This is a genomic window from Pseudomonas sp. P5_A2_2 (assembly GCF_054177685.1).
Map to the genome: position 1 here is coordinate 1 of NZ_JBGCUL010000999.1, position 1,592 is coordinate 1,592.

Sequence of the window (1,592 nt, forward strand, 5' to 3'; positions counted from 1 at the left end):
GGTAAACCTTGGCCGCACCACCGGAGGCGAGGATCACGAAACGGGCGCCGTAGGTGTCGACTTCGCCGGTGGCGCGATTGAGCACATAAGCACCGAGGCAGCGATCGCCTTCGAGTCCCAGGCGTTTCTCCGTAATCAGGTCAACCGCCACTCGCTGTTCCAGCAGTTCGATGTTGGGTCGTTTCCTGGCCTGGTCGAGCAGGGTAGTGAAAATGGCTGCACCCGTGGCATCGGCGGCGTGGATGATGCGCCGATGGCTGTGGCCGCCCTCGCGGGTCAGGTGGAACTCAAAGCCGCCATCTTCGTTACCCGACTGTTCATCGCGGGTAAAGGGCACGCCCTGGTCGATCAGCCACTGAATGGCTTCCTTGCTGTGCTCGACGGTAAAGCGCACGGCGTCCTCATGGCACAGGCCGCCGCCCGCATTGAGCGTGTCATCGACATGGGATTCAACGGTATCGGTGTCATCCAGCACGGCCGCAACGCCGCCCTGGGCCCAGAACGTCGAGCCATTGGCGAGGTTGCCCTTGCTCAGTACGGCAATGCGCAAATGACCGGGCAAGGTCAGCGCAAGGCTCAAACCGGCAGCACCGCTGCCAATTACCAGAACATCGTGTTGAAACTGTTGGCTCATTTCAGGATTCCGCTCAAAGCGACCCGGGTCGGGGGTGGCGCAGCTGGACAGGCGAGTCAAGGCAGCCGCACAGCCTACTAGTATATAGAGGGGGGGAGCGGCACAATACCCGAGCTGGCATGGCATTGTGAAACTACTGTGACGCAAAACATCGGACGCTTCGTCGGATGTTTTTCTGCCCGTTGGGCGCGAGAATGACTGTATCGCCGATTTAACAGTGTTTTTCCCTTCACGGTTGCACAATGTCGGGGCGGCGCCGCTATAAATATTTGGAACTTTTGCCAAAGGGCCAAGATCAATAGACGGTTGCCTGAAACAAGGGACAGCGTCGGCTTCAGTGCGGGATTGCGGTTTGATCCTTGCTGAAGAGTCCGATGACAAGATTATCCGCGCAGCCGGGTCAACTCGTGCTGCGCTTTTCGTGCGTGCCAAATCAGAGCCCGCAGGAAACTTGCCTGGAGGGGGAGAACTTTTGCGAAAAGCCCGAGTCTATGTTTGCAAGTCTGGTGGATTACTTCTGCAAGCCTCCTCCGAGCTCATCGAGGAGTGTTCATGCTAACCCAGGAAGAGGATCAGCAACTGGTCGAGCGCGTTCAGCGCGGCGACAAGCGTGCTTTCGATCTGCTAGTGCTGAAATACCAGCACAAAATTCTCGGGTTGATCGTGCGTTTTGTGCACGACACCCATGAAGCCCAGGATGTGGCACAAGAAGCCTTTATCAAGGCGTACCGTGCACTTGGAAATTTTCGCGGAGACAGCGCGTTTTATACGTGGCTTTACCGCATCGCCATCAACACGGCGAAAAACTATCTGGTTTCACGCGGCCGTCGGCCGCCGGATAGCGATGTCAGTTCCGAGGATGCAGAGTTCTACGATGGCGATCATGGCCTCAAGGATCTCGAGTCGCCAGAACGGGCTTTGCTGCGGGATGAGATCGAAGGCACCGTCCATCGAACCA

Annotated in this window: 2 protein-coding genes; one reads left to right on the plus strand and one right to left on the minus strand. The window is 57.5% G+C overall.

From position 1 onward, the window contains the following. Window positions 1-634, minus strand: a 634-nt coding sequence (locus ACXRVY_RS28185; RefSeq protein ID WP_458238852.1) for an FAD-binding protein, incomplete at its 3' end; no start/stop codon positions are given. 552 nt (window positions 635-1,186) lie between these two features. On the opposite strand from ACXRVY_RS28185, the gene ACXRVY_RS28190 reads away from it, so the two are divergent. Continuing rightward, window positions 1,187-1,592, plus strand: a 406-nt coding sequence (locus tag ACXRVY_RS28190) for a sigma-70 family RNA polymerase sigma factor (RefSeq protein WP_458238853.1), incomplete at its 3' end; no start/stop codon positions are given.